The 20367-nt window shown below is 65.1% G+C and carries 17 protein-coding genes; 11 read left to right on the top strand and 6 right to left on the bottom strand.

Annotated elements, in window-relative coordinates:
* Positions 1-51 precede the first annotated feature (51 nt).
* From gcvP to BM046_RS10100, 3 genes are all read left to right on the top strand, one after another.
* On the top strand, positions 52-2937 hold the full coding sequence (gene gcvP / locus BM046_RS10110; protein ID WP_090539093.1) for an aminomethyl-transferring glycine dehydrogenase: 2886 nt from the start codon (positions 52-54) through the stop codon (positions 2935-2937).
* Positions 2938-3081: 144 nt separating this feature from the next.
* On the top strand, positions 3082-4704 hold the full coding sequence (gene mgtE, locus BM046_RS10105; RefSeq protein WP_090539092.1) for a magnesium transporter: 1623 nt from the start codon (positions 3082-3084) through the stop codon (positions 4702-4704).
* Positions 4705-4815: 111 nt separating this feature from the next.
* Entirely contained in the window at positions 4816-6009 is a 1194-nt protein-coding gene (locus tag BM046_RS10100) for a class I SAM-dependent rRNA methyltransferase (protein ID WP_090539090.1), read from the top strand.
* 105 nt (positions 6010-6114) lie between these two features.
* On the opposite strand, the gene BM046_RS10095 is transcribed toward BM046_RS10100, so the two are convergent.
* Positions 6115-6771 carry a histidinol-phosphatase gene (locus tag BM046_RS10095; RefSeq protein WP_090539089.1) on the bottom strand — a complete coding sequence of 219 codons (657 nt, stop codon included), beginning with the start codon at positions 6769-6771 and terminating at the stop codon, positions 6115-6117.
* 142 nt (positions 6772-6913) lie between these two features.
* On the opposite strand from BM046_RS10095, the gene BM046_RS10090 reads away from it, so the two are divergent.
* Complete coding sequence (locus tag BM046_RS10090; protein ID WP_090539289.1) at positions 6914-7399, top strand: RNA pyrophosphohydrolase; 486 nt, start codon at positions 6914-6916, stop codon at positions 7397-7399.
* Positions 7400-7407: 8 nt separating this feature from the next.
* Complete coding sequence (gene ptsP / locus BM046_RS10085) at positions 7408-9675, top strand: phosphoenolpyruvate--protein phosphotransferase (protein ID WP_090539286.1); 2268 nt, start codon at positions 7408-7410, stop codon at positions 9673-9675.
* A gap of 135 nt (positions 9676-9810) precedes the next feature.
* Here the strand turns inward: ptsP and BM046_RS10080 are convergent, their stop codons facing one another.
* Together BM046_RS10080 and BM046_RS10075 are read right to left on the bottom strand one after the other, a co-directional pair.
* Positions 9811-10563 (bottom strand): NRDE family protein, encoded by a 753-nt coding sequence (locus BM046_RS10080; RefSeq protein WP_090539087.1) that lies wholly within the window; start codon positions 10561-10563, stop codon positions 9811-9813.
* 69 nt (positions 10564-10632) lie between these two features.
* On the bottom strand, positions 10633-11766 hold the full coding sequence (locus tag BM046_RS10075) for a hypothetical protein (RefSeq protein ID WP_090539085.1): 1134 nt from the start codon (positions 11764-11766) through the stop codon (positions 10633-10635).
* Between the two features lie 194 nt (positions 11767-11960).
* Between BM046_RS10075 and BM046_RS10070 the strand changes: the two genes are divergently transcribed.
* From BM046_RS10070 to BM046_RS10055, 4 genes are read left to right on the top strand one after another with little or no spacing between them, the layout of a single operon-like run.
* Positions 11961-12743, top strand: coding sequence for a sulfite exporter TauE/SafE family protein (locus BM046_RS10070; protein WP_090539084.1), 783 nt, complete (start codon positions 11961-11963; stop codon positions 12741-12743).
* Between the two features lie 9 nt (positions 12744-12752).
* A complete protein-coding gene (gene lgt / locus BM046_RS10065) occupies positions 12753-13559 on the top strand; it encodes a prolipoprotein diacylglyceryl transferase (RefSeq protein ID WP_090539082.1) in 807 nt (268 codons plus the stop codon).
* Positions 13543-14337 (top strand): thymidylate synthase, encoded by a 795-nt coding sequence (locus tag BM046_RS10060; protein ID WP_090539080.1) that lies wholly within the window; start codon positions 13543-13545, stop codon positions 14335-14337. The genes lgt and BM046_RS10060 overlap by 17 nt, the downstream gene beginning before the upstream one ends.
* A complete protein-coding gene (locus BM046_RS10055; RefSeq protein ID WP_090539078.1) occupies positions 14334-14846 on the top strand; it encodes a dihydrofolate reductase in 513 nt (170 codons plus the stop codon). The genes BM046_RS10060 and BM046_RS10055 overlap by 4 nt, the downstream gene beginning before the upstream one ends.
* A 3-nt stretch (positions 14847-14849) precedes the next feature.
* Here BM046_RS10055 and BM046_RS10050 read toward each other — a convergent pair whose 3' ends face one another.
* On the bottom strand, positions 14850-15068 hold the full coding sequence (locus BM046_RS10050; protein ID WP_090539076.1) for a DJ-1/PfpI family protein: 219 nt from the start codon (positions 15066-15068) through the stop codon (positions 14850-14852).
* A gap of 142 nt (positions 15069-15210) precedes the next feature.
* On the opposite strand from BM046_RS10050, the gene BM046_RS16135 reads away from it, so the two are divergent.
* On the top strand, positions 15211-15414 hold the full coding sequence (locus BM046_RS16135) for a hypothetical protein (RefSeq protein WP_143084176.1): 204 nt from the start codon (positions 15211-15213) through the stop codon (positions 15412-15414).
* Between the two features lie 25 nt (positions 15415-15439).
* Here BM046_RS16135 and ilvD read toward each other — a convergent pair whose 3' ends face one another.
* Positions 15440-17278, bottom strand: a complete 1839-nt coding sequence (gene ilvD, locus BM046_RS10040) for a dihydroxy-acid dehydratase (protein ID WP_090539072.1) — start codon at positions 17276-17278, stop codon at positions 15440-15442.
* 169 nt (positions 17279-17447) lie between these two features.
* Positions 17448-18731: an amino-acid N-acetyltransferase gene (gene argA, locus BM046_RS10035; RefSeq protein ID WP_090539070.1), complete on the bottom strand. Its 1284-nt coding sequence runs from the start codon at positions 18729-18731 to the stop codon at positions 17448-17450.
* A 134-nt stretch (positions 18732-18865) separates the two neighbouring features.
* Here argA and amn point away from each other — a divergent pair, with 134 nt between their 5' ends.
* Positions 18866-20338, top strand: a complete 1473-nt coding sequence (gene amn / locus BM046_RS10030) for an AMP nucleosidase (RefSeq protein WP_090539068.1) — start codon at positions 18866-18868, stop codon at positions 20336-20338.
* Positions 20339-20367 lie beyond the last annotated feature (29 nt).

Here is a 20367-nt window from a genome sequence, read left to right as displayed (position 1 = left end):
CTCCGGGCGCAGCGGTACAGGATCTGGTCCCGATTGATAGGAGGTGAGCGTATGAACCCCACCCGGAGTCTTGCCGAGCTGGAGCAGCAGGATGCCTTCATCCGGCGGCACATAGGTCCGGACGCCGAGGAGCAGCGCAGCATGCTGCAGACCCTGGGCCTGAGTTCGCTGGATGAGCTGATCGACCAGACGGTACCGCGCAGCATACGCCTGAACAGTCCCCTGGAACTGGCCGGCCCGCGCAGCGAGACCGATGTGCTGGCCTGCCTGCGCGAGATGGCTGCGGGCAATCAGTTGTTCACCTCCTGCATCGGCATGGGGTATTACGACACCATCCTGCCTCCGGTGATACTGCGCAACGTGCTGGAGAATCCGGGCTGGTATACCGCCTACACCCCCTATCAGCCGGAGATCTCCCAGGGCCGGCTGGAGGCGCTGCTCAACTTCCAGCAGCTGACCCTGGACCTGACCGGGATGCAGCTGGCCAACGCCTCGCTGCTGGACGAGGCCACCGCTGCCGCCGAGGCCATGACCCTGGCGCGGCGGGTGGCGCGCAGTCCGAGCAACGCGTTCTTCATCGACCAGGACTGTCACCCGCAGACCATCTCGGTGGTGCGCACCCGGGCCGAGGCCTTCGGTTTCGAGCTGATCGTCGGGGACGTCGCGCAGTTGCAGGACCATCCGGTATTCGGTGCGGTGTTGCAGTACACCACCACCTGGGGCGAGGTCCGCGATCTGCGGCCATTGATCGAGCAGGTCCAGGCGCAGCATGGCCTGGCGTGCGTGGCGGCCGACCCCCTGAGCCTGGTATTGCTGACCCCGCCCGGGGAACTGGGCGCGGACGTGGTGTTCGGCTCCTCCCAGCGTTTCGGTGTCCCCATGGGCTACGGCGGCCCCCACGCCGCCTTCTTTGCGACTCGGGATGAGTACAAGCGGGCCATGCCCGGGCGCATCATCGGGGTATCGGTGGACAGCCGTGGCCGCCGGGCGCTGCGCATGGCGCTGCAGACCCGGGAGCAGCACATCCGCCGCGAGAAAGCCAACTCCAATATCTGCACCGCTCAGGTACTGCTGGCCAATATCGCCGGATTCTACGCGGTGTACCACGGCCCGGAGGGACTGCGGACCATCGCCGAGCGGGTGCACCGGCTGACCGCCATCCTCGCCCTGGGTCTGGAACGCTGTGGCATCACGCGCAGCAACCGGCACTTCTTCGACACCCTGACACTCAGGGTGCCGGGCCAGGCCCGGCTGATTGTCGGCCGCGCGCGGTCCCTGCGTATCAATCTGCGGCTGATCGATACCGATCACCTGGGAGTAAGTCTGGACGAGACCAGCACGGCGGCCACGGTGGCGGCCCTGCTGCAGTGTTTTGCCGGGGACGCCCATGGTCAGGAGGTGGAGGCGCTGGATCTGGCGGTGCGCGGCGCCGACACCGGCATTCCCCTGTCGCTGCAGCGCCGTTCGCCCCTGTTGACACATCCGGTGTTCAACAGTCACCACTCCGAGACGGCCATGCTGCGCTATATCAAGTCGCTGCAGAACCGCGACCTGGCGCTGGATCATGCAATGATCCCGCTGGGCTCCTGTACCATGAAACTCAATGCCACCAGCGAGATGATTCCCATCACCTGGCCGGAATTCGCCCGCATGCATCCCTTTGCGCCTCGGGAACAGGCTGCCGGCTACCGTCAGCTGATCGACGAGCTGGAAACCATGCTGCGGGCCATCACCGGCTTCGATGCCATCTGCATGCAGCCCAACTCCGGTGCCCAGGGCGAATACGCCGGACTGCTGGCGATCCGCAAGTTTCACGAGGCCAATGGCAACGGCCACCGGGATGTCTGTCTCATTCCGACCTCGGCCCACGGTACCAACCCGGCCTCGGCACAGATGGCCGGCATGCGTGTGGTGCTGGTGGCCTGCGACGAGCAGGGTAACGTCAATATCGACGATCTGCGGGCCAAAGCCGAGGCCCATTCCGAGCACCTGTCCTGCCTGATGATCACCTACCCTTCGACCCACGGCGTGTACGAGGAGGGGATAGGCGAGATCTGCGACATAGTGCACCGGTACGGCGGGCAGGTGTACATGGATGGCGCCAATCTCAATGCCCTGGTGGGTCTGGCCCGCCCGGCGGATTTCGGTGCCGACGTGTCGCACATGAATCTGCACAAGACCTTCTGCATTCCCCATGGGGGCGGTGGTCCGGGCATGGGGCCGATCGGTGTCAAGGCGCACCTGGCGCCCTATGTGGCCAATCACGTGGTGGTGCCTCTGGACGGCCCGGACCCCGAGAACGACGCGGTCAGCGCCGCGCCCTGGGGCAGTGCCAGCATATTGCCGATCAGCTGGACCTATATCGCACTCATGGGTGGTCGTGGCCTGCGCCGGGCCACGGAAATAGCCATTCTCAATGCCAACTACATTGCCCGGCGGCTGGGCCAGGCCTATCCCGTGCTCTACAGCGGGCGCAATGGCTGGGTTGCCCACGAGTGCATTCTCGACATACGCCCGCTCAAGGCGGCCACCGGCATCACCGAAGAGGACATTGCCAAACGCCTGATGGACTTCGGCTTCCATGCGCCCACCATGTCCTTCCCGGTCCCGGGCACCCTGATGGTGGAGCCCACCGAGAGCGAGTCGAAGGCGGAGCTGGACCGTTTCATCGACGCCATGCTGACCATCCGCGAAGAGATCGCCCGGGTCGAGCAGGGGCAATGGGACGGTGAGGACAACCCGTTGCGCCTGGCGCCGCACGTCATGGCCGACCTCACCGGCGACTGGCAGCGCAGCTATTCCAGGGAACAGGCGGTATTTCCCTTGCCCTGGGTGGCCGCCAACAAGTACTGGCCGGTGGTCAACCGCATCGATAATGTCTATGGCGACCGCAATCTGTTCTGCGCCTGCCCGCCAGTGGAGGAGTGGGCGCAGTAGGGGGGCGCCCACGCTCCCGGGGCAGTCTGCCACGCGCCTGGGAGCGTCCCGTTGTGGTATTTTAGGAGCCTTGCCGCCACGCCTGCCTGTAACCCGGAGGCGCGGTGGCGCGTCAACCGATCCACCGCCTGACGGAAACGCGCCATGACTGAAGAAACCCCTGTCGCAGCTGAAACCCAGGAGTCCATCGCCGAAGCGCTGGCCAAGGGCAAGCTCAAGCGCGTGCGCCGGATACTGCGTGACCTGTCGGCGGCGGAAACCGCCGAGCTGCTGGAGCAGCTTGATGAAGATCAGCAGCAGATCGTCTGGGACCAGATCGGGGACGTCGAAGAGCCGGCCATTCTCGAACTGCTGGATCCGGCCCTGGCCGAGCGCCTGCAGGTCAACAGCGACGACAACCAGCTCGAAGCCCTGCTCGACAGCGAGGACGAGACCGACATCAGCCCCATCGCCATAGTGCGCGAGGCCCTGGAGGCCGGTCGCTTCAAGCGGGCGCTGAAGGTCTTTGCCCTGCTGCACCCGTCCCAGGCCGCAGGCCTGCTCGAGTCCCTGCCTCCCGGGGAGCGCAGCAGCATCTGGTCACGGCTGGACAGCGCCCGGGCCGGTCAGATCCTGGTCCATCTGCGTGAGGAAGTGGCCGCCAGTCTGGCCCTGGAGATGTCCGACGCCGAGCTGCTCGAAGCCGCGCGCCAGCTGGATCTCGATGACCTGGTGGACCTGATCCAGGCACTGCCCTTCGGCCCCGGCCGGCAGCTGCTGCTGTCGATGGATGTGAAGAAGCGGCAGCAACTGGCGGACATGCTGTCCTACCCCGAGGACTCGGCCGGTGGTCTGATGAACATCGACCACATCTCGGTGCGCGCGGACGTCAAGGTCGGCTCGGTGCTGCGCTACCTGCGTCTGCTCGAGGATCTGCCCGACCATACCGACAAGCTCATGGTGGTAGACCGGGAGAACCGTTATCAGGGCGTGCTGCGCCTGAGCCGGCTGGTCACCAGCATGGCCGACGAGCTGGTGCGGGATGTGATGGACGCCGAGTTCAAGCCGCTCGACGTACTGATGAGCAGCCAGGAGGTGGCGCGCCAGTTCGAGGATCTGGACATGCTCTCGGCGGCGGTGGTCAGCGAGGATGGTGTGCTGCTCGGACGCATCACGGTGGACGACGTGATGGACAGCATCCGGGACGATTCCGAGCGGGCGATCATGGGTATGGCCGGTCTGGACGACGAGGCGGACATGTTCGCGCCCATCCTCACCAGTACCCGCCGCCGCTCCGTCTGGCTGGGCTGCAATCTGATCACAGCCTTCCTGGCCGCCTCGGTGATCGGCCAGTTCCAGGGGGCGCTGGAACAGATAGTGGCGCTGGCGGTGCTCATGCCGGTGGTAGCGAGCATGGGCGGCATCGCCGGCAGCCAGACCCTGACCCTGGTCATCCGCGGTCTGGCGCTCGGCCAGGTGGATACCGGCAACCTGCGGGTGCTGCTGGGCAAGGAGCTGGGCATAGGTACGCTCAACGGCGTGTTATGGGCGCTGCTGGTGGCAGCGGTGGCCATCATCTGGTTCGGGGATCTGGGCATCGGCTGGGTGATAGGCCTGGCGATCCTGATCAACCTGGTCTGCGCGGTTCTGGCCGGGTTGCTGATACCACTGATCCTGCGGCGCTTCGGCATAGATCCCGCGCTGGCCGGCAGCATGGTGCTGATGGCGGTCACCGATGTGGTCGGCTTCTCCTCCTTCCTCGGGCTGGCGACCCTGTTTCTGATCTGAGGCAGGGCGCGGCTGGCTCAGCGTCCATTGAGTCTGGTCGCAGACGCGGGACCCTGCTGCCGCTATACTGCCGCCCCGAGCCCTTCACGCCTGCCACCCGGAGAGATCAGCATGAATCTGCCCACCCTGCGCCTCAAATCCAACTGTGACCGTCGCCTGCGCGCCGGCCACCTGTGGGTATTCAGCAACGAGGTGGATACCGCGCAGACGCCGCTGACCGCCCTGGCTGCCGGCGACGAGGTGCAGGTGCTCAATGCCTCGGGCAAGCTGCTGGGTCTGGCCACGGTAAGTCCCGACAATCTGATCTGTGCCCGGCTGCACAGCCGTGAGGCCAGGCATGGTCTGGACAAGTCCCTGCTGGTGCACCGCATCAAGATCGCCCTGAGCCTGCGTGAGCGGCTGTTCGACAAACCCTTCTACCGTCTGGTTTACGGGGATTCGGACCTGCTGCCCGGACTGGTGGTGGATCGTTTCGCCGACTATCTGGTAGTGCAGATCACCACCCCCGGCATGGAGCGGGTGCGCGGAGAGATCGTCGAGGCGCTGGTGCAGGTGCTCAGACCCGAGGGCATCCTGCTGCGCAACGACGGTGGTGCACGCAAGGCAGAGAATCTGGCCAGCTATGTCGAGGTGGTACACGGGCAGATGCCCGAGCGGGTCGCGGTCGAGGAGAACGGGGTGCACTTCGAAGCCCCGGTGCACAGCGGCCAGAAGACCGGCTGGTTCTATGACCATCGCATGAACCGGGCGCGCCTGGCGCCCTATGTCGCCGGCAAGCGGGTGCTGGATCTGTACAGCTATATCGGAGGCTGGGGTGTGCAGGCGGCGGCCTTCGGTGCCAGTGAGGTGATGTGTGTCGACAGCTCGGCGCCGGCGCTGGATCTGGTCGAGCACAATGCCGAACTCAACGGTGTTGCCGAACGCATGAGCGTGGTCGAGGGGGATGTCATGGACGCCCTGCGCGAGCTCAAGGGTGCCGGGGAGAAGTTCGACGTCGTCATTGCCGATCCGCCGGCCTTCATCAAGAAGCGCAAGGATATCCGCAATGGCGAGGCTGCCTACCGTCGTCTGAACGAACAGGCCATGCGCCTGCTCAACCGCGATGGGATTCTGATTTCGGCCTCCTGCTCCATGCATCTGGCCGAAAACAGCCTGCGCGACATGCTGCTGGCGGCCAGCCGCCACCTGGACCGTCACCTGATCATCACCGAACGGGGCTTCCAGGGCGCCGACCACCCGGTACATCCGGCGATTCCCGAGACCAGCTACATCAAGGCGTTCTTCTGCCGCGTACTGCCGGTCTGATGAGGTATTGCGGTTGCTCCGCGCCGGGCCGCGCCCGCGGAGTTGCCGGCGAGCAGGTGCTCGTCAACCCGACCTCGGTTGCCGGGATCGGACCCGGCAACCCGCTCAATCGCGCAGGCTGATCACCGGCCAGCCATGCTCACGGGCATGGGCCAGCAGGACATCGTCCGGATCCACCGCCACCGGGTTGTCCACCAGGGACAGCAGCGGCAGGTCGTTGCGTGAGTCACTGTAGAAATAAGCGCCCTTGAGATCATGGCCGGTTTCCTCCAGCCAGCGCTGCAGGCGGGTGATCTTGCCCTCGCGGAAGCAGGGGATATCGCAGGGTTTGCCGGTGTAGCGCCCGTCGATCTCCTCGCATTCGGAGGCCAGCATGATATCGATCCCATAGCGGCGGCCGATGGGACCGGCGACGAAGCGGTTGGTGGCGGTGATGATCAGGGTGGTGTCGCCGGCCTGTTCATGGCGCCGCACCAGCTCGATGGCCCTGGGCAGGATGAAGGGCTCGATCTTCTCCTCCATGAACAACGCATGCCAGCGCTCCAGTTCCTCGCGGCTGTAGCGCGACAGGGGCTCCAGGCAGAACTCCAGATAGGCGTTGACGTCCAGCTTGCCGTCCAGATAGTCGTTGAAGAACCGGGTGTTCAGCGTGCCGTAGGTTTCCGCATCGACTATGCCCCGCGCCACGGCGAATTCGCCCCAGGCGTTGTCACTGTCGGTCCCCAGCAGGGTGTTATCAAGGTCGAAGATGGCCAGTGCCACGGTGCGCTCCTGTCTACTGAATCGGGCTGAGGCGCAAGGATAATCCAGCTGCGGAATAAATGCGCGACTGGCGCCCACGGGCAATTGCTGGTACGCGCGTCTTTGTGGAACAATGCAGTGGAACTCACACAAGGATATGGCAGTGATCGACTCCGACGGCTTTCGTCCCAATGTAGGCATCATCCTGACCAACGGGTCCGGGCAGGTGCTCTGGGCCCGGCGTATCGGTCAGGACGCCTGGCAGTTTCCCCAGGGCGGCATACGCCGCGATGAGGACCCCGAGCAGGCGCTGTATCGCGAGCTCCACGAGGAGGTCGGGCTGCTGCCCGGCGATGTGGAGATACTCGGCTGTACCCGGGGCTGGCTGCGGTATCGTCTGCCGCAGCGGTTGATCCGCAGCCATTCCCAACCGGTTTGCGTGGGCCAGAAGCAGAAGTGGTTCCTGCTGCGTCTGACCTGTGCCGATGAACGCGTGTGCATGACCCGGACCGCCAAGCCCGAGTTCGATGGCTGGCGCTGGGTCAGCTACTGGTATCCGCTGGGGCAGGTCGTGTCCTTCAAGCGCGACGTCTACCGTCGGGCCATGAAGGAACTTGCCCCCCGGCTGCCCCTCGATGAGTTCAGCTGATGCTGAACATGCTCAGTACGCTGCGGCGTATCGTTCAGGAGGTCAACTCCGCCAAGGACCTGGCCACCGCGCTGGATATCATCGTCAAGCGGGTGCGCGAGGCGATGGAGACCCACGTCTGCTCGGTCTATCTGCTCAATCCCGATACCGATCGCTATGAGCTGATGGCCACCGAGGGCCTGAACAAGAGCGCCATCGGGGTGGTGAGCCTGGCCAGCAACGAGGGTCTGGTCGGTTATGTCGGTGTCCGCGAGGAGCCGGTGAACCTCGAAGACGCCGCCTCGCATCCCCGTTTCCGCTACTTTGCCGAGACCGGCGAGGAGCGCTATACCTCCTTCCTCGGGGTTCCCATCATCCACCACCGGCGGGTGATGGGCGTGCTGGTCATCCAGCAGAAGGAGCGCCGGCTGTTTGATGAGGTGGAGGAATCCTTCCTGGTCACCATGAGTGCCCAGCTCTCCGGGGTGATTGCCCACGCCGAGGCCACCGGTGCCATCCGTGGCCTGAGCTGGAGTGGCGAGGTCATCCAGGATACCCGGTTCGACGCTGTTCCCGGCGCACCGGGCGTGGCCATCGGCCGCGCGGTGGTGATGTTGCCGCCGGCGGATCTCAAGTCCGTTCCGGACAAGGAGATCAAGGATGTGGATGCCGAGATCGCTTTGTATCGCCGCGCGGTCGAAGCGGTGCGGGCGGATATCCGCCAGCTGGCGAAGAAGCTCTCGGCCCAGTTGCGGCCGGAAGAACTGGCCCTGTTCGACGTCTACCTGATGATGCTCGAGGATGCGTCCCTGGGGAACGAGATCATCCAGGGCATCCGCCAGGGCCAGTGGGCCCAGGGCGCCCTGCGCGACGTGATCAGCGCCCATGTCGGTCGCTTCGAGGTGATGGACGATCCCTACCTGCAGGAGCGTGCAGCGGACATCAAGGATCTCGGGCGGCGCCTGCTGGCCCGCCTGCAGGAAGCGGATCGCCAGCAGCTGGTGTTTCCGAAGAAGACCATCCTGGTGGCCGAGGAACTGACCCCGTCGATGCTGGGCGAGGTACCGGAGGGGCGCCTGGTCGGTCTGGTCTCGGTGCGCGGTTCGGGCAGCTCCCACGTGGCCATCCTGGCCCGTGCCATGGGTATTCCCACGGTGATGGGGGCGCTGGATCTGCCCTACCTGCGCATGGATGGGATGGACCTGATCGTCGACGGCAACGCCGGCGAAGTGTACTGCAACCCGTCCCAGGAGCTGCGCCGGCATTACCGCGAGCTGATCCGCGAGGAGCTGGAGCTGTCCCATGGTCTGGCCAAGCTGCGCGATCAGCCCTGCGTGACGCTGGACGGCCATCGCATTCCCCTGTGGGTGAATACCGGGCTCTATGCGGACATCGCCCGCTCGCTGGATCGTGGCGCCGAAGGGGTAGGCCTGTACCGCACCGAAGTGCCCTTCATGATCCAGGACCGCTTTCCCAGCGAGAAGGAGCAGCAGACCATCTACCGGGAACAGCTGCAGGCCTTCCATCCGCAGCCGGTAACCATGCGCACGCTGGATATCGGTGGTGACAAGGAGCTGAGCTACTTCCCGATCAAGGAGGACAACCCCTTCCTCGGCTGGCGTGGCATCCGCGTCACCCTGGATCACCCGGAGATCTTCCTGGTCCAGATCCGCGCCATGCTCAAGGCCAGCGAAGGTCTGGAGAACCTGCGCATCATGCTGCCCATGGTCAGCAGCGTGCCGGAGGTGGAGGAGGCCCTGCACCTGATCCACCGTGCCCATGGTGAAGTGCAGGATGAAGGCTGCAATGTGCCCATGCCGCCGATCGGCGTGATGATCGAGGTGCCGGCGGCGGTGTATCAGGCGGCCGAGCTGGTCCGCATGGTGGACTTCCTGTCGGTCGGCACCAACGACCTGACCCAGTATCTGCTGGCGGTGGATCGCAACAACCCGCGGGTCGCGGATCTCTATCACTCCTTCCACCCGGCGGTGCTTAAGGCACTGCAGCTGATTGCCAGGGCCTGCCGCGAGGCGGGCAAGCCCATGAGTGTGTGCGGTGAGATGGCCGGTGACCCCGCAGCAGCGGTGCTGCTGCTGGCGCTGGGCTGTGACGTCCTGTCGATGAGCGCGTCGAGTCTGCCCCGGGTCAAGTGGCTGCTGCGCCAGATCAGTCTCGATGACGCCCGCGCGCTCCTGCGTGACGCCCTGCGGGAAGACAACGCCTATCTGGTGCAGAGCATGCTGCACCTGTCGCTGCGCAATATGGGGCTGGGCAAGGTTCTGCAACCCCTGCGCTGAGTTCCGCGGACCTGGAGCCTTTCGGGGCTCGTTCGGATTCGGTCACCCCTCGCGTTATCCTGCACCTGCGCCGGACGAGCCGGTGCTCGTCCCTCCCGGGAAGGGCCGGCGAGTGGGTGCTCGCCAACCCGAGGCCTAGAGAATCCAGCCCGATTCGCCCAGCTCCTGCCCGTTGGGGCCGAAGTTCCGCTCGACGAAGGTAATGCTGCCGTCGGCATCGATGGCCAGCAGGCTGCTGGCACGGGTGCCGTAGTCTTCCCCGCGGATGAAGGTGGCGGACAACCGCCGTTCCCACTCCAGACCCACACCACTGTCCGGCAACTGTTCGTCGGGGTATTCCCGGCTGTCCCTGAGCAGGCCCAGCAGGGCGTCGCTGTCACTCTCGCTGTCCAGATGCTGGTCGAGCCCCTGGCGCAGCGCCTGCAGCTTGGGCCAGGGACTGTTCAGCGCGGCATTGGACAGACCGTAGAGCCCGGGCGTCAGTGCCTGGGGTCGAGCCTCATCGCTGTTGAGGTACCACAGCTGCTGCATGTTGCCGACCAGCAGATTGAAGCCCGCATAGCCCGCCAGGTCATCGACCAGGGCGTTCAGGTAATCCTCCGGCGCGCTGCGTCCGGTGAGGTAGCCCAGTACCAGACTGCCCCGGGAGCGGGGCCCCCGGCGTGCACCGGGCGAGCGGATATTGGTCAGCGCAGCGAAGCGCCCGCTGCGGGTGACCCCCAACCAGGTGCCGCCGGCTTCCAGATCCTTGCCGGCGAGCAGCTCCGGGTGGCCCTCCTCGTTCCAGAAGGTGGCGGGGCGGGTAGGGCGGGCATGGAACTCGTCGCGGTTGCCGAGCAGCAACAGCGGGCGCCCGGACAGCTGCCAGGCAAAGGCGATCAGACACATGGCACTCTCCATCAGGTTGGCACCAGTGTACCGGTTTCCATGCGCCCGGTCGTCAGCCCACCAGCGCGATCAGGCAGGTGTCCCCGGCAGGGTCTCCGCAGCGCCCAGTTTCTCGAGATAGCTGATGGTGCGGGTCTGATCGAACTGCCGTGCCAGCTGCAGAGGCGTACTGGCCATGCGCGAATCGAATACCTGCACGGGGAAGTTGATATCGAGTCCGGCGCCCACCAGTGGGGCAAGGAACTTCTGTCCCGGGTCGAAGCGCTGCCAGGCGCCGTAGGGCGGAGCATAAAGCAGATGCAGCCATATCTCCTGCTGCACCTCGGGGCGCTGCAGGCGGCTACCCAGCAGTAGTTCCAGCAGGCGGGGGTTATCGGTAATAAAGAATTGCTTGATGAACCTGCCGATGGCCTCGATGCTGTGGCCGAGCTGGGCGGAACGCAGCAACAGCGCCTCCCGAGCCGGCTCATCCTCGACCAGCCTGATCAGATGGCGGACATCCAGCCCCAGCTCCATGAGGCTGGCCAGATAGCGATCCAGCGTCGGGAGCTGCTCGGCCAGCTGGCGGGCCTGGGGCGCGTTCAGCAGCACCCTGGCATCGGCCACACGCCCGCCCGCAGCGACGATGGCCTGGATGAAGGTCAGGGCGGTCTTTGCATCGTGCAGGACGAAGGGACCGAAGTTCAGTGCCGACAGATCCAGATCATGCAGTCCGCCGCTTTCCAAAAGGAGCCATGAGACCGCAGCAGCCCTGCTGGCATCGACCGGTGGCTGCCATATCCGATTGAACAGCGACTGGCCCTCCACCTGCGCTGCCAGCCCCGGTCTGGCTTCTGTGATCCTGCTCAGCAGGGTCTGCAGAAAACCGTCGCGCAGGTGGCAGGCGGCGTCCTGATCATCAAAGGTTTCGCAGATGGCCAGCTGGCAGCCCAGTCTGTGCAGATCCCGGAAGTGGGCAGTCTGGGGGCTGGCGCCCGGCGGCGTGGTCAGCCAGACCTCGACGCCGGCGCCAAACAGGGTGAGGGAGTCGACCGGAACATCCTCCAGCTCCCCGGCGAGCAACGGCTTGAGGCCCAGCTCCCGGTTGAGCTGGGCATGGCGTGATTGATCCGCCTGCTGCAGTGCGCCAAGGCAGTCAGCGTAGCGCTCAGCCTGATGCGGGTCGTTGAATACGGCGGTCATCCAGATACGTGTTTCAGACATTGGCACTTCCCTGTGACAGTGAGCCCATGATGACAGCGCCTCAGCACTACCGGCCATGCAACGCGGAGCCGGTCCGGGTCGGCGGTTTCGGCTCCAGGGTTATCGCGTTAAACTAGCGCACTTTGACATTCTTGGGGATAGGCTGCAGCGGACCCGGGTATGCCTCGCCTCGTTTTTCCGCACAGGGGACGTTAATGGAATTCATCTTGTATCTGGTTCTGGGAGGTTGTGCGGGGGTGCTGGCGGGTCTGTTCGGGGTCGGCGGCGGCATGATCATAGTCCCGGTGCTGGTCTACAGTTTCGCCTTGCAGGGCTTTGCCCCCGATGTGCTGACCCATATGGCGGTGGGTACCTCGCTGGCGACCATCGCCTTTACCTCGATCAGTTCGGTGCGGGCCCACCACAAGCTCGGTGCGGTGCGCTGGCCGCTGTTTGTCTGGCTGACCCTGGGCATCATTGGTGGCTGCGTGCTGGGTGCACTGACCGCGGCGGCGCTGAGCGGACCGGTGCTGCAGAAGGTGATAGGGGTGTTCGCCATCTGCGTGGCCATACAGATGGCCTTCGATCTCAGACCCAGAGCGGCGCTGGCCGAGCCCGGCAGGCCGACACTCGGCGTGGCCGGGGTGGTAATCGGCTGGGCGTCGAGTATCTTCGGTATCGGTGGCGGCTCCCTGACCGTGCCCTTCCTGGTCTGGCGCAGCGTACCCATGCAGCAGGCGGTGGCCACCTCCGCCGCCTGTGGCATGCCGATCGCCGTGGCCGGCGCGCTGAGCTTCATTGCCACCGGCTGGGGCGCCACACCGCTGCCGGATTGGAGCCTGGGCTATGTTTACCTGCCGGCGATGGTCGGTATTGCCGCCACCAGTGTGTTCTTCGCCGGCTTCGGGGCGCGTCTGGCCCACCGGCTGTCGCAGCGCCTGCTCAAGCGGCTGTTCGCCCTGCTGCTGGTGCTGGTGGGCATCAACTTTCTACTCTAGGACCCTGTCATGCTGACTTACCCGCAGATTGATCCCGTTGCCCTGTCCCTGGGGCCGGTGCAGATTCACTGGTACGGCCTGATGTATCTGGTCGGCATTGGCGGCGCCTGGTGGCTGGCCGCGCGGCGGCTGCACCGCTTCGAGCCCGGCTGGAGCCGTGAAACCCTGTCCGATCTGGTGTTCTGGGTAGCACTGGGGGTAATCGCCGGAGGGCGCCTGGGTTATGTGCTGTTCTACGATCTGGGTTCCTACATTGCCGACCCCAGCCTTGTATTCCAGATATGGAAGGGGGGCATGTCCTTCCATGGCGGTCTGATCGGCGTACTACTGGCGGTGTGGTGGTTCTCCCGCCGGCAGCAGGTGGGCTTCTTCCGGCTGATGGATTTCATCGCGCCGCTGGTTCCCATCGGCCTGGGTGCCGGGCGCATCGGCAACTTCATCAATGCCGAGCTCTGGGGCAGGGCGACCGACGTGCCCTGGGCCATGGTGTTTCCCACCGACCCGCAGCAGCTTGCCCGCCATCCGTCTCAGCTCTATCAGTTCGCGTTGGAAGGTGTCGCGCTGTTTGTCATACTCTGGCTGTTCTCCCGCAAGCCGCGACCAACCATGAGTGTCTGCGGGCTGTTTGCGGTGTGCTACGGAGCCTTCCGCTTCTTCGTCGAATTCTTCCGCGAGCCGGACGCCCATATCGGCTATCTGGCCTTTGGCTGGCTGACCATGGGTCAGCTGCTCTGTATACCTATGATTTTGCTCGGTGCCGCCTTCATCTGGTGGGGGTATCGCAAGGGGGATGTAAGGCATGAAACAGTATCTTGAGCTGATGCGCCGGGTGCGCGAGACCGGCACCTTCAAGAGCGATCGCACCGGTACCGGGACCTGGAGCGTGTTCGGCCATCAGATGCGTTTCGATCTGGCTGATGGTTTCCCCCTGGTGACCACCAAGAAGTGCCATCTCAAGTCCATCATCCACGAGCTGCTGTGGTTCCTGCAGGGCGATACCAACATCCGCTACCTCAAGGAAAACGGCGTCTCCATCTGGGACGAGTGGGCCGATGAAAACGGCGATCTGGGCCCGGTCTACGGCTACCAGTGGCGCAGCTGGCCGGCGCCCAATGGCGAGTCCATCGACCAGATCAGCAAACTGGTGGAGATGATCAAAACCAACCCCGATTCCCGTCGGCTGATCGTCTCGGCCTGGAATCCGGCGCTGGTGGACCAGATGGCGCTGCCACCCTGCCATGCGCTGTTCCAGTTCTATGTTGCCGATGGCAAGCTGAGCTGCCAGCTGTACCAGCGCTCGGCGGACATCTTCCTCGGTGTGCCCTTCAATATCGCCAGCTATGCCCTGTTGACGCTGATGGTGGCCCAGGTCTGCGATCTCCAGCCGGGTGAGTTCATCTGGACCGGCGGCGATTGCCATCTGTACGCCAATCACATCGAGCAGACCGATCTGCAGCTCAGCCGCGAGCCGTTGCCGCTGCCGACCATGCGTCTCAATCCCGAAATCAGGGATCTGTTCGCCTTTACCTTCGAGGATTTCACCCTGGAAAACTACCAGTCCCACCCGCACATCAAGGCGCCGGTGGCGGTATGACCCGTTCGCTGCCGCTGTGCCTGATCGCCGCCTGTGCCCATGACCGGGTGATCGGGCGGGATAATCAGATGCCCTGGCATCTGCCGGAGGATCTCAGGCACTTCAAGGCGAAGACCCTGGGCAAGCCCATCATCATGGGGCGCAAGACCTGGGAGTCGCTGGGCCGGCCGTTGCCGGGGCGTCTGAATCTGGTGGTGACCAGGCAACCCGATCTGGTGCTGGAGGGGGCCGAGGTATTCGGCGATCTGCCGTCGGCCATTTGCCGAGCCGAGGAGTGGGCACGGCAGCAGGGCGTTGACGAGATCATGCTGATCGGCGGCGGTCAGCTGTATGCGGCAGCCCTGCCGCAGGCCGACCGCATCTACCTGACCCGTATCGAACTGGACGTGGCCGGGGATGCCTGGTTCCCGGCCTTCGAGGGCTGGGAGCGGATTGAGCATGAGGCCCATCCGGCTACCGGGAACACCCCGGCCTACAGCTTCGAAACCTGGGTCAGACCGGCTGGCTGATGCTCAGCCTGCCCTCGCCAGCTGCTCGACCAGTGCCTGACTGAAGGCAGGAATGTCGTCCGGTTTGCGGCTGCTGATCAGCTGGCCGTCGACCACCACCTCCTGATCTACCCAATGGGCGCCGGCCTTCTCCAGCGCCTCCCTGGGCCCGGTCAGCTCTACCTGCTCAAAACCTTCGGTTGCCAGGATGGCCACGCGCTTGCCACGCTGTGCTTGAGTCATGCCTGTTCTCCTCGATCTGAAAAATGGATACAGGATTTCGAACCATGGGATGGACGCTAAGTTCGCCCTATCGGTCGTCCGGCAGGGTGGGGGGCAATGGATCGTCTATGCTCCAGAGGTATCGCCATTTCCGGAGACGCCCATGGGCAAGTCCTTTTTGATCGCGCTGCTGCTGCTCGCTCCCGGCGAGGATGACAGTGCAACGCAGTCGGCAGTGAGGGAGGAGGGGACAGGGTCGTCCGTACAGGTAGTGAAGCTGGAACCGCTGGAGCAGGAGCCGCCGGGTACACCGGCGGCGGATCTGGGGAATGCAGCCCAGGATCTGGGGGAGCTGTGGACGGAGTAGCAGACGCTGCTCCGCCCCCCGACTGTCAGCCCTCCAGAAGAGCCTTGTTGCGCACCGCGCCCTTGTCGGCACTGGTGGCCAGCAGGGCGTAGGCCTTGAGCGCAGTGGAGACCTTGCGGGCGCGCGGCTGGGCGGGTTTCCAACCCTTGGCGTCCTGCTCGGCGCGGCGCTGGGCCAGCTCCTCGTCGGAAACCAGCAGGTTGATGCTGCGCTGCGGGATGTCGATGAGGATCCGATCGCCGTCGCGGATCAGGCCGATGGCGCCGCCGGACGCCGCTTCCGGTGAGGCGTGGCCGATGGACAGGCCCGAAGTGCCGCCGGAGAAGCGGCCGTCGGTGAGCAGGGCGCATTCCTTGCCCAGGCCCTTGGACTTCAGGTAGCTGGTCGGGTAAAGCATTTCCTGCATGCCCGGCCCGCCCTTCGGACCTTCGTAGCGGATGATCACCACATCGCCCGGCTTGACCTCGTCGCAGAGGATACCCTTCACTGCGGCGTCCTGACTTTCGTAGACCCGGGCACTGCCCTCGAATACCAGGATGGACTCATCCACGCCGGCAGTTTTCACCACGCAGCCGTCCAGCGCGATATTGCCGTACAGTACGGCCAGACCACCTTCGCTGGAATAGGCATGCTCCACCGAGCGGATGCAGCCCTCGGCGCGGTCCAGATCCAGGCTCGGCCAGCGGGTATTCTGGCTGAAAGCGGTCTGGGTCGGGATGCCGGCCGGACCGGCCTTGAAGAACTCATGCACCGCCGCATCGTCGGTCTGGGTGATATCCCACCGGGCGATGGCCTCGGCCATGGTCGGGCTGTGCACCGTGGGGACGTCGGTATGCAGCAGGCCGCCTCGGGCCAGCTCGCCGAGGATGGAGAAGATGCCTCCGGCGCGGTGCACGTCTTCCATGTGGTACTTCTGGATGTTCGGCGCCACCTTGCACAGCTGCGGCACCCTGCGCGACAGCTGGTCGATATCCCGCAGGTCGAAGTCGACTTCGCCTTCCTGGGCTGCGGCCAGCAGATGCAGGATGGTATTGGTCGAGCCGCCCATGGCGATATCCAGGGTCATGGCATTCTCGAAGGCCTTGAGGCTGGCGATGTTGCGCGGCAGCACATTCTCATTGCCCTCTGCATAGTACTGGCGGCACAGATCGACGATCAGGCGGCCGGCCCGCAGGAACAGCTGTTCACGATCGGCATGGGTCGCCAGGGTCGAGCCGTTGCCCGGCAGGGACAGGCCCAGGGCCTCGGTCAGGCAGTTCATCGAGTTGGCGGTGAACATGCCCGAGCAGCTGCCGCAGGTGGGGCAGGCGCTGCGTTCATACTCGGCCACGGTTTCGTCGGAGCAGGAGTCATCGGCCGCCGCGACCATGGCATCGACCAGATCCAGACCGTGGTTGGCCAGCTTGGTCTTGCCGGCTTCCATGGGGCCGCCGGAGACGAAGACCACGGGGATGTTCAGGCGCAGGGCGGCCATCAGCATGCCGGGGGTGATCTTGTCGCAGTTGGAGATGCAGACGATGGCGTCGGCGCAGTGGGCGTTGACCATGTACTCCACCGAGTCGGCGATGATCTCCCGCGAGGGCAGGGAGTAGAGCATGCCGTCATGGCCCATGGCGATACCGTCGTCCACGGCGATGGTGTTGAATTCCTTGGCCACGCCGCCGGCCTTCTCGATCTCGCGCGCCACCAGCTGACCCAGGTCCTTCAGGTGCACATGACCCGGCACGAACTGGGTGAAGGAGTTGGCAATGGCGATGATCGGCTTCTTGAAGTCTTCATCTTTCATGCCGGTGGCGCGCCACAGCGCACGGGCACCAGCCATGTTGCGGCCATGGGTGGACGTCTTGGAACGGTAATCAGGCATGGGTACTGTCTCGTTATGCGTGAAGCAGGGATGGGCCTAGCATACCAATTTGCCGCCAAGGCCGCAGCCTTGTGCTGGGAGTGTCGAGCACCGGTTCGATGAGCGGCGTGGCAGCCGGTTCGGCGAGCGCCTGCTCGCCGAAGGGCAGTACTGCAGCTCACCCGGCGGGTTACAGGTTCTTCTCGAACACCTTGGAGTTGCGCTGGTAGTTGTACAGCTGGGCACGTTGCTGGGGCAGGCGCTCCACCGAGCTGGGCTCGAAGCCGCGTTCGCGGAACCAGTGCGCGGTACGTGTGGTAAGCACGAACAGCCGGGTCAGCGAGCGGCGTCTGGCTTCGGCCTCGATATGTTCCAGCAGCTGGTCGCCGCGCCCGCCGTGGCGATAGTCCGGGTGGATGGCGACGCAGGCCAGCTCGGCGCTCTGCTCGTCCAGCGGGTAGAGGGCGGCGCAGCCGATGATCATGCCGTCACGTTCGATCAGGGTGAACTGGTCGATCTCGGTTTCCAGGACCTCCCGGGAGCGGCGCACCAGGATGCCCGCCTGTTCCAGCGGACGCAGCAGATCCAGCAGGCCGGCCACATCGTCGATATGGGCCCGGCGGATCTTCTCGAAGGGCTCCTGGGTCACCAGGGTGCCGCCCCCGTCACGGGTGAACAGCTCGGTGAGCATGGCGCCGTCGTCGGCGTAGCTGATGATGTGGCTGCGCCGCAGCCCGGCGTTGCAGGCCTTGCAGGCGGCGCTGAGCAGCGAGCCGGGCAGGCTGTTGCCCAGCGCCTCGATCAGCGGCAGCGCGCGGCTGGGCTTGAGTTCGCGCAGCAGCTGGCCGTCGGTATCGAAGATGCCGGTGTCCGGCCCGAACAGGATCAGCTTGTCCGCTTCCAGTGCCGCCGCCGTGCTGATGGCCACATCCTCGCAGGCCAGATTGAATACCTCGCCGGTGGGCGAATAGCCCATGGAGGACAGCAGTACTATGGAGGCATCATCCAGGTGGCGACTGATGCCCTTGCGGTCGATGCGCCGGACCTCGCCGGTATGGTGCAGGTCCACCCCGTCGATCACGCCGATCGGCTTGGCAGTGACAAAGTTGCCGGAGACCACGCGCAGCCGGCTGCCCTGACCGGCCAGTGTGCACAGGCGCGCCTCGATGGCGATGCGCAGGCTGCCCACCGCATCCATCACGCAGCCCAGGGTATCGCTGTCGGTAATGCGCAGGTCATTGTGGAAGCGCGAGGTCATGCCGCGGGCCGCCAGACGTTCCTCGATCTGCGGACGCGAACCGTGCACCAGCACCAGCCGCACGCCCAGGGTGCTGAGCAGCATGATGTCATTGATGATGTTGTTGAAGTTCGGGTGCGCGATGGCCTCGCCCGGCAGCAACACCACGAAGGTACGGTCGCGGTGGGTGTTGATGTAGGGCGTGGAGTGGCGGAACCACTTGACGTAATCGGACATGCTGCTGTTCCGTGGAAAAATGCCAGTGTAGAGACAATCAGGGGCGGGCATCAAGGTCGGGGCCTGCGGGCGTGCCACGAGACTGAAACACAGGCAAGATAGAAGGGTATCGATACTGTGCAAGGGGCAATGACGTGAGTACCGGATCCGAACAATTCAGAGTGGTGCACACCCCCGAAGAGGCCGTGGACCAGCTGGCCGCCCTCTATGATCAGGCGGTTCAGGCGCTGTCCGAGGCGCTCAGGGGTTACCTGCGCGATCGCACCCGGCCCAGCGCTTCGCAGCTGGCGCTGTTCCGCTATCCCGAACTGCGCCTTGTCTGGGACGGCGACGACCCGGCGCCCAGCAGCGTGCGCGCCTGGGCGAGATTACAGGTGCCCGGCACCTATGCCGCCACCATCACCCACCCGCAGGCCTTTCGCGGCTATCTGCTGGAACAGCTGGGCCCGCTGACCCGGGACTTCAAGGTGCGGCTGGAGGTCGGTGTCAGTCAACAGGCGATTCCCTATCCCTATGTCGTGGAGCAGGGCGATGAACTGGCCGGTTCCGGCGTGACTGCCGCCGAGCTGGCCCGGGTGTTTCCCAGTACCGACCTGTCGGCGACCAGCGATGGCGTCGCCGACGGCCTGCTGGACTGGGCCAGCAGCGACCCGCTGCCACTGGCGCTGTTCGATGCGGCGCGGGTGGACTTCTCCCTGCGCCGGCTGGTGCATTACACCGGTACCGACTGGCGCCATGTCCAGCCGTGGATACTGCTGACCAACTACCACAGGTATGTGGACCAGTTCATCCGCCACGGGCTGGACATGCTGCTGGGCCAGTCGCGCTTCTGCCGCCTGGTGCTGCCCGGTAACGTGGTGGTCGAGCGGGGCATGCCCGAGGGCGAGATGCAGGCGGTGCTCGACAGTGTGGTCTGGCACAAGTACCAGATGCCGGCCTACCACCTGGAGGCCGCCGACGGCGACGGCATCACCCTGGTCAACATCGGCGTCGGCCCGTCCAATGCCAAGAACATCACCGACCACCTGGCGGTGCTGCGCCCCCATTGCTGGCTGATGATCGGCCACTGCGGCGGACTGCGTCAGTCGCAGACCATCGGCGACTACGTGCTGGCCCACGCCTACATGCGCCGCGACGGCATTCTCGACCGGGTGTTGCCACCGCATATTCCGCTGCCGGCGCTGGCCGAGGTGCAGCAGGCCCTGCAGGAGGCCGCCGCCGAGGTGACCGGCGACCGCGGCGACGCCCTCAAGGGGCGCCTGCGTACCGGCACGGTACTGACCTACGATGACCGCAACTGGGAACTGCGCTGGGCCCAGGAGCGGCCGCTGATCAACCTGTCCCGGGCGGTGGCGGTGGATATGGAAAGCGGCACCATCGCCGCCCAGGGCTACCGGCTGCGGGTTCCCTACGGCACCCTGCTGTGCGTGTCGGACAAGCCGCTGCACAGCGAGCTGAAGCTGCCTGGGGCGGCCGGGGCCTTCTACGAGCGGGCGGTGGCCCAGCATCTGCACATAGGCATTGCGGCGCTGGAGTTGCTGCGCAGTCAGGTGGGGAGCCTGCACTCGCGCAAGTTGCGCAGTTTTGACGAGCCGTTGTTTCGCTAGTCGCTTCCCCCTCTCCCCGGCCCTCTCCC

Origin of the sequence: Halopseudomonas formosensis (genome assembly GCF_900115905.1) — a bacterium.
Classification (GTDB): domain Bacteria; phylum Pseudomonadota; class Gammaproteobacteria; order Pseudomonadales; family Pseudomonadaceae; genus Halopseudomonas; species Halopseudomonas formosensis.
Note: the sequence above shows the minus strand (reverse complement) of the source record. Positions and strands in the feature narration are given on the sequence as shown.

What these genes read in the sequence shown, in the direction of transcription:
- gcvP (WP_090539093.1), top strand. Translation starts at nt 52, where the DNA reads ATGAACCCCACCCGGAGTCTTGCCGAGCTGGAGCAGCAGGATGCCTTC.
- mgtE (WP_090539092.1), top strand. Translation starts at nt 3,082, where the DNA reads ATGACTGAAGAAACCCCTGTCGCAGCTGAAACCCAGGAGTCCATCGCC.
- BM046_RS10100 (WP_090539090.1), top strand. Translation starts at nt 4,816, where the DNA reads ATGAATCTGCCCACCCTGCGCCTCAAATCCAACTGTGACCGTCGCCTG.
- ptsP (WP_090539286.1), top strand. Translation starts at nt 7,408, where the DNA reads ATGCTCAGTACGCTGCGGCGTATCGTTCAGGAGGTCAACTCCGCCAAG.
- BM046_RS10080 (WP_090539087.1), bottom strand. Translation starts at nt 10,563, where the DNA reads ATGTGTCTGATCGCCTTTGCCTGGCAGCTGTCCGGGCGCCCGCTGTTG.
- BM046_RS10075 (WP_090539085.1), bottom strand. Translation starts at nt 11,766, where the DNA reads ATGTCTGAAACACGTATCTGGATGACCGCCGTATTCAACGACCCGCAT.
- BM046_RS10070 (WP_090539084.1), top strand. Translation starts at nt 11,961, where the DNA reads ATGGAATTCATCTTGTATCTGGTTCTGGGAGGTTGTGCGGGGGTGCTG.
- lgt (WP_090539082.1), top strand. Translation starts at nt 12,753, where the DNA reads ATGCTGACTTACCCGCAGATTGATCCCGTTGCCCTGTCCCTGGGGCCG.
- BM046_RS10060 (WP_090539080.1), top strand. Translation starts at nt 13,543, where the DNA reads ATGAAACAGTATCTTGAGCTGATGCGCCGGGTGCGCGAGACCGGCACC.
- BM046_RS10055 (WP_090539078.1), top strand. Translation starts at nt 14,334, where the DNA reads ATGACCCGTTCGCTGCCGCTGTGCCTGATCGCCGCCTGTGCCCATGAC.
- BM046_RS10050 (WP_090539076.1), bottom strand. Translation starts at nt 15,068, where the DNA reads ATGACTCAAGCACAGCGTGGCAAGCGCGTGGCCATCCTGGCAACCGAA.
- BM046_RS16135 (WP_143084176.1), top strand. Translation starts at nt 15,211, where the DNA reads ATGGGCAAGTCCTTTTTGATCGCGCTGCTGCTGCTCGCTCCCGGCGAG.
- ilvD (WP_090539072.1), bottom strand. Translation starts at nt 17,278, where the DNA reads ATGCCTGATTACCGTTCCAAGACGTCCACCCATGGCCGCAACATGGCT.
- argA (WP_090539070.1), bottom strand. Translation starts at nt 18,731, where the DNA reads ATGTCCGATTACGTCAAGTGGTTCCGCCACTCCACGCCCTACATCAAC.